Annotated in this window: 6 protein-coding genes and 1 other annotated feature; all 6 genes read left to right on the top strand. The window is 37.9% G+C overall.

All coding sequences use genetic code 11. From position 1 onward, the window contains the following. A partial coding sequence (locus tag E0485_RS23980) for a GyrI-like domain-containing protein (RefSeq protein ID WP_207911049.1) occupies positions 1 to 300 on the top strand: 300 nt, incomplete at its 5' end. A gap of 184 nt (positions 301 to 484) precedes the next feature. Then, positions 485 to 752, top strand: a binding site (T-box leader). Between the two features lie 84 nt (positions 753 to 836). Further along, positions 837 to 2,297 carry a lysine--tRNA ligase gene (gene lysS, locus E0485_RS23985; RefSeq protein ID WP_132420574.1) on the top strand — a complete coding sequence of 487 codons (1,461 nt, stop codon included), beginning with the start codon at positions 837 to 839 and terminating at the stop codon, positions 2,295 to 2,297. A 359-nt stretch (positions 2,298 to 2,656) separates the two neighbouring features. Next, entirely contained in the window at positions 2,657 to 4,372 is a 1,716-nt protein-coding gene (locus E0485_RS23990) for an ABC transporter ATP-binding protein (RefSeq protein ID WP_268957634.1), read from the top strand. After that, positions 4,350 to 6,080: an ABC transporter ATP-binding protein gene (locus tag E0485_RS23995; RefSeq protein WP_165921281.1), complete on the top strand. Its 1,731-nt coding sequence runs from the start codon at positions 4,350 to 4,352 to the stop codon at positions 6,078 to 6,080. Before E0485_RS23990 ends, E0485_RS23995 begins: the two co-directional genes overlap by 23 nt. Before the next feature lie 58 nt (positions 6,081 to 6,138). Continuing rightward, positions 6,139 to 7,041, top strand: coding sequence for a phosphoribosyltransferase (locus E0485_RS24000; RefSeq protein WP_132420577.1), 903 nt, complete (start codon positions 6,139 to 6,141; stop codon positions 7,039 to 7,041). A 195-nt stretch (positions 7,042 to 7,236) separates the two neighbouring features. Next, positions 7,237 to 7,503: MFS transporter (locus E0485_RS24005; RefSeq protein WP_165921282.1), on the top strand; the 267-nt coding region annotated here is incomplete at its 3' end.

The raw sequence follows: 7,503 nt of genomic DNA on the forward strand, positions 1-7,503 counted from the left end.
CCAGGTAATTATGCACCCGATAACCTTGGAACCTACTATACAACCGCTCAAGTCACAGAGATTGGTTCTATTCCACAAGGAATGGTAAGCCAGACCACTCCTTTGTGCACTTATGCTGTCTATACGCACAAAGGTGAGATTTGGAAAATAGGTGATGCTTATGGTTCTCTTAACCGTTGGATTGATGAGAATGGCTACAAACATAGTAAAGGTTGGGTAGTGGAGTTGATGGACGAAAGATTTAATCCGACTTCACCTGAAAGTGAGCTAGAGATTTATACGCCAATCGAAGAGAAATAGTCGACGAAAGAGGAGTGACCTGCAAACCAACGTTTGTGGGTCTTTCTACGTTCTGGCATGAATCAATATCTTTATTTATTCAGCTAACGGGAACGATAGTTATATTAAGACATCATGGACTATGACAAAAAAATTTGACCAAATGATACAATTTTGCTAGAGTATTTTAAATATTAAAATATAATATACGGCTATGATAAGAAAAGTAATTTTGATTAATTATTTGCAGAGAGCTCCTGATTGGTGTGAAGGAGTAATAATGATCTTAATGAAAAAAGGCTCGGAGCTTCGCACGGATCTAAGATGTAATTCTTAGTGATGCTGCGACGGGATCTCCCGTTATTGAGATAGGGTATAACCAATACAATATTGCCGTACCCGAAGAGGTTGATATGGTAACATATCAATAAAACTGAGGTGGTACCACGAAGCTAACAACTCTCGTCCTCAAGATGAATAATCTTGGGGGTGGGAGTTTTTTTGTTGTTTACTTGTACACGTGATTTTAAGTCCTGATAAAAAATGGAGTGATAAGAATGAGTAATGAACAAATGATCCTTAGATTAGAGAAATTAGACAGTATGAGATCTCAGGGAATCCCGGTATATCCTGAGAAATTTACGACAAATGCTGAACTTTATGAGGCAGCCCTGCTTGAAGATGGAACATCCGGTGTACGAGTTGCTGGAAGAATAATGGGTATTAGGAGCTTTAGTAAGTTTGCTTTTATTACCATATCGAATATAGAAGGAAGCTTACAGCTTCTTTTAAGCAAGGAAGAGGTTGGTGAGAAATCTTTTAATCAATTTCATAAATTAATCGATATTGGGGATTTTTTCGGTGTTGAAGGACATATGTATACCACCAAGACAAATGAGAAAACACTGCGAATTGTTAGCTATGTATTTCTCGGTAAAGCTTTGCGTACCTTGCCAGAAAAATGGCACGGATTAACTTCCATTGAAACTCGATATAGACAACGATACTTAGATTTAATAATGACCAAGGAAACTCAAATACGTTTATTAACTAGAACTAAAATGGTCAGTGCCATTAGGAGATTCTTTGAGGATCACAATTTCCTAGAAGTAGAAACGCCAGTCCTCCAGCATACTTCCTCGGGTGCAATTGCTAAACCTTTTAGGACTTATCATAACTCGTTAGACACTGAATTAAACTTACGCATTGCCCCTGAAACTTATTTGAAAAGATTAATTGTCGGTGGTTTTACCAAAATATTTGAATTTGCAAAGTGTTTTAGAAATGAAGGGATCAGTCCTCAGCATCTTCAAGAATTCACAATGGTTGAAGGATATGCTGCATATTGGAACTATGAGGATACAATGAAATTAATGCGTGATATGGTCCTGTATATTCTTGATAGAACCTTTAATAGAACTACCATTACAATAAAAGGTCATATGATTGATTTTTCATTAGAATGGGACATTGTCTCCTTTAGGGATTTAATCTTAAGAGACACTGGGATTGATATAGACCTATATCCTGATGTTAAAGATTTATATCAAGAAACCAAGAGGCAAAATATCCACTTAGAACAATCGGATATTGAATCTTTAGGTAGAGGTAATTTCATTGATCTTCTTTACAAAAAAATGTGCCGGCCTCAACTGTTGAAACCGACTTTTTTAGTCCAGCATCCTATCGATTTATCTCCATTAGCTAGAAGCAATGATCACAATCCTACTCTTACCGATCGGTTTCAATTAGTGGTGAATGGCGCAGAAATTATTAATGCTTATTCAGAGTTGGTTGACCCATTAGAACAAAGAAAAAGGTTAGAGGCTCAAGCGCTCCTTAAGAGCAATGGAGACTTAGAAGCTATGGAGATGGATGAAGATTATCTAGTAGCGATGGAATATGGGATGCCCCCCATTTCTGGCTGGGGATTTGGCATTGAACGCTTGTTAATGGTGCTAACCGATAGTGAGACTATTAAAGAGTGTGTTTTATTTCCGTTGACTAAAAAACTTTAACCCCTTTAATCTAATGGGATACTTTAGCTCAAATAATTTCAGGAGAAGGCTGCCGACAGCAATGGATCGATAGCCTTCTTAGTTAACGGGCAGTTCAGCTCAATGTACCAACAGAGAAAATATAAGGAAATCTAAGGTTTTTAGAGATAAACAGAGTTGTTATTTTCTGAAAACCCTGAAATCAGGCATTGTAACGTGAATGTGTAAATCTATGCAAAATAGCGAACATGTGTTTTTGATGTTTGTAAAATTAGACATTCTATTTTACGATAGGTAACATTCGAAACCAATCCATATTTTCTATAGATAAGAGAGTTGAGTTTATGACAAAAAGGCAATGGGTCACGAAATTTGTGTTCATGCACAAATGGGTATTTTTATGTGGGTTCATCATCACTACATTAGGAACTATGATCAATTTGATTTATCCGTTCCTCAACGGAAAAATTATCAATATCGCTTTTTATGATAAAGACATGACCGCCTTTTTGAATTTGTGCTTTATCTATGCTGGCATACTCTTTTTCAATCAATTTATCGTTATGACGTTAAACAATCTCATTTCGTCACATTTGATGACGGGTTTTGTCTTTGATATACGGCGGGCTCTTTTCAAAAAGATATTACATAAAAAAGGGAAAGACCTCTCCGGGATGTATAGCGGAGATATGATCAGCCGAATGAACAACGACACCAAGGATATTATGAATCTCGTATTCTGGAGCGGTCTTTGGGGATATTCCAACTTTTTGCATATACTATTCTCTGTCTGCTTCATGTTTTACTATAATCTACTTTTGGGAGTTTTTACAGTCGTACTGGTTCCCGTCGTGTTCTTTACCTCGAAACATTTCAAGAAAAAATCGCAAAATGTCAGGAAGAATATTTCAAAGGAACAAGGCAAACTATCCTCTTACTTGTTTGAAATTGTGAAAAATTTGCAGGAGATAAAAATCCTTAATGCACGTAAACAAGTAACGAGGTTTTATTTGCGAAAAACGACAGCCATCAATAAAATGAACGTGGAAAGTGGCAGAATCGACGTAACGGCAGAAAGGGTTAATTCGTTCATCATGCTTATCGCACAACTGGTGATATTTGTGACCTGTGCCTATTTCATTGTGAAAGGCCACATGCAGCTCGGCGTTTTTGTAGCCGCCGTAAGCTATTTCAATATGGCTGTGAACTACTTCAGTTCCATAAATGGTAAAATTATGGATGCAGGGAAGCAACTTATCTCCTTACAACGTGTCGTGGATATTCTGAATGAAGATGAAGAAGATTACAAAGAAAGTCATCCTCCGAAACAAATTAAGGATGGCACGATTGAATTTAACAATGTCACATTTGGATACACCGAAGATAAGCATGTTCTTAACGGATTCAATCTTCGTATTGGTGCAGGAAGCACAATTGGCATTGTCGGAAAGAGCGGCGCAGGTAAAACGTCGATGGCCAACCTGCTCTACAATTTATATAACGTTGACGGCGGCGAGCTTCTGATCGATGGAATAAATGTCAATGAATATAGCCTACATAGCTTGCGGAGTCAGGTGGGTATTGTCCATCAGGAGACAATCCTTTATGATCATACCCTGCGTTACAATCTTTCATTTACGAACAACAAGGATCATGATGACGCATTGCTGGAAGCGCTTAAGAAAGCCGCCCTTTATGATGTTTACCTGACACTTCCAAACGGGCTGGACACGCTGCTTGGAACTGACGGGCAAGAATTATCCGGCGGGCAGAAGCAGCGTCTGGCTATCGCGAGGATATTAGTTAAGAATCCCAAGATATTGATCTTCGACGAGGCCACATCGTTCCTTGACAGCCAGAATGAAGCGCTTATTCGGAACATGATGAGGGATATGTCAAAAGATCGGACGCTTATTATAATCGCCCACCGTTTTTCCACCATCAAAAACTGTGATAAAATCGCGGTTTTAGCGGACGGCGTTGTCGCAGGCTTTGATACTCACGACGTGCTGATTAAAAGCAATGAAACGTATATAGACTTATTCAGCGAGCAGTGCATAGGAGATGAAGCGTATGAATCGGTTGGATACCTTTAAGGCATTAACTCGGGATATAGATGGCATTAACAAGCCATTGATTGCGCTTGGCTTTTTCAAGGTGTGGAACTTAATATTCGGGCTTATTCCTTTGTTCTTGTACTCGTTTTTGGTGAATCGCGTTTTAGTAGATAAAAATATAAACGAGCTTTGGCCTGTCATCATCGGTTATCTGGCTGTTTTCCTGTTCGCGACAATCGGGATCACAGTCAGTAAGAGGTTTTCAAACCGGTTAATACTGAAATATGACCTGAGAATAAAGAATAAATTGCTGAAAAAGTATACCAGTCTTGATCATGATGTATATTGCAAATATAGCATTGGCGACGTTAAGAGTCGGATTGAAAGCGATTCTACTGTTGCCGAGAATTTTTTCACTACCCATATATTAGATTTTATTTACAGCGTCGTTTATGCAGTTGCGCTGGCGGTTATTTTGCTATGTTACGACTGGCGGATCGCGCTTCTCAGTTTTATTTTTGTTCCGATATCTTTTTTGATGGTTAATTTTTTGGGAGGAAAATCGAAGAAAGCCAAAGAGGAACTATGGAAGCTGCAAACAAAATATGAAAGCTTTTTACACTCGAGTATTCAAAACTGGAAAGATGTTAAGATCAACAACCTTGAAGACGCGCAACTTGATGAATTAAACGGACACTATCAGAAGATAAGGCCTATTTGGTTTTTAAGCCAGCTGTATTCGCATCTAGGGATTACCTATTCGTTCTTCACGAAAAACTTCATTACCCAGTTGTTTATCTATTTTATTGGCGGATTATTCGTCATTAATGGTTACTCACAAGTTGGTGTGCTGCTCGTTTTTATCAGCTTTTATGGGCAGTTTTTCGGGAATATAGAAAACATTAGTAATTCCATAATAAACTTTAAGAATGATTCGGTGAATATCGAAAAAGTTGTCGAGATACTGAATTTAGAAGTAAGTAAAAGACCCTATCAGAAAATTGATGGGACAGATATTCATGTTGAAAATTTGAAATTTACATATGAGGGAAACGATTCATTTGCTCTTCACGGTATTTCGTTCTCTGTGAGTAAGGGTGAACATCTGGCAATCGTCGGTAAAAGCGGCAGCGGCAAGTCTACCATCGCCAAACTGTTGACAGGGAAGATTAAACCGCAGGGTGGTATTGTACGCATTGGCGGCATTGATATATATACTGTGAATGGCGAGAGTCTGTCAGAAAAAGTTAGTATAGTTGTGCAGGAACCGGTTCTTTTCAATATGACGATCAGAGAAAACCTATTGTTGGCAAAGGCCAGCGCAACCGATGCGGAACTGATAGAGTGCTGCCGCAGAGCGAGTATTTATGACTTCATTGAAACCTTGCAGAATAAATTAGATACGATAATCGGAGAAAAAGGTGTAAAACTTTCAGGGGGGCAGAGACAGCGCCTATCTATTGCCCGTGCGTTTTTACAGGACAGGGACATCATCATTTTTGACGAAAGTACAAGCGCTCTTGACAATGAAAACGAGAATGACATTATTACAGAACTCAAGAGCCTTTCATCGGGGAAAACCATGATTTCCATTGCTCACCGTTTATCTACTATATTGGACTGCGATAAAGTGATGGTTTTAAAAGAAGGCGCAATGGTAGCCTTTGATACCCATCAAAACCTACGTAACAGAAACGAAACCTATGATTTACTTTTCCAAAATCAGTATGTAAATTATATTTTTTGATTGGTTTGATAGTGGTAAATTATGTATAATAGACAAAGAAAATTAGGGGGTGCTTTCTTTGTCAGATGTTCGTGTATCGCAGTTGTTGCTTGAACGATTAATATCAACAAACGGTCTAGCAGTTAGAAAAAGCATGGAAGATGATGCATTTTGGTATACATCAGGAATACCGGGTCCATTCTATATTAACACCGAGAACATTGCTGGAAAGAATGAAGCTATTGAAGTCCTGAATAACCTAAATAATATCTTAAAGGCTAATCAATCAAAGGAACAACAATCAAAAGCTATTCTAAAAACAGTCAATCAGGTGGTCAATGCCGATAAGTCTTATGATGCTTCTATTGATGCCCTTTTGGAGTTTTATTTATCACAAAATAGTAATGAACCATCGATGATATCTGGTGGAGAAAGAAGAGATTGGTTTTTTTCAATACCGATTGCAAAAAAGCTCAAAATCCCACATATCTTTTTATATAAAAATGGAGAGTATCATGTTACTGATCATGAGGGAAATTCAGTTGAACTTGACTTACATAACAAGAAAGTCTTACACGTAGCTGATATCATTAATCAAGCGAGCAGTTATTCAAATAGATGGATTCCCATATTAAAGAATGCAGGTGTAGAGTTCTCTGAGACGTTATCTGTTGCCGTTCGTAGTCAAGAAGGTATCGATAAGCTTAGAGAAAATAATATTTCTGTAATCTCACCTCTAATTGTAGATATCCCATTATTCATGGAGGCTTATAATCTTGGTTTAATTAATGAATTTGCTTACAATGAAATCGGACTGTACTATCATTCTCCTGAGAGCTGGACAAGGCAATTTATTAAGGGGAATTCTATCAATTATTCTCTAAAATCAAATATAGATAATGTGAAAGATGGACGTATTCAATCTTTTAAAGAAAATGACCCTTACCAGCTAAAAAATGAATTCCCTTGGTTCTTCTCCTAATGAATGCTTGAGAAGAGTTGAAATAAAATAAATAGACGTTAAATCAGAAATTATTAATGATTAAGCTAACGGGCAGTTTAGCGTAACAGATGCTATAAAGTATATGAAACTATGATAATACTTAGGTTGGAAAAAGTAGAGGAGTGATTACTATATTTATAAGGTGGATAAATTGACAAAAGAGGTGAACCCCCGATGAAATTAAGGGAGCACAGAAGCTTTGTTCATTTTTGGCTTGCATCGACAACTTCAAACTTTGGTACATATATTACTACCCTGGCTCTTCAGGTATTGGTGGTTAGTAATATGGGAGGCAGTGCTGTTGATGTTGGCTGGGTTTCAGCATCTAGATGGCTTCCGTACGTACTGTTGGGATTAATAGCGGGGGTTTGGGTTGATCGTTTTCACCGAAAGACTGTACTGGTGGTAACAGATATGGGGCGCGGCATTATACTTACCTTC

Origin of the sequence: Paenibacillus albiflavus, from assembly GCF_004344915.1 — a bacterium.
In the GTDB taxonomy this organism is placed as follows: domain Bacteria; phylum Bacillota; class Bacilli; order Paenibacillales; family NBRC-103111; genus Paenibacillus_AM; species Paenibacillus_AM albiflavus.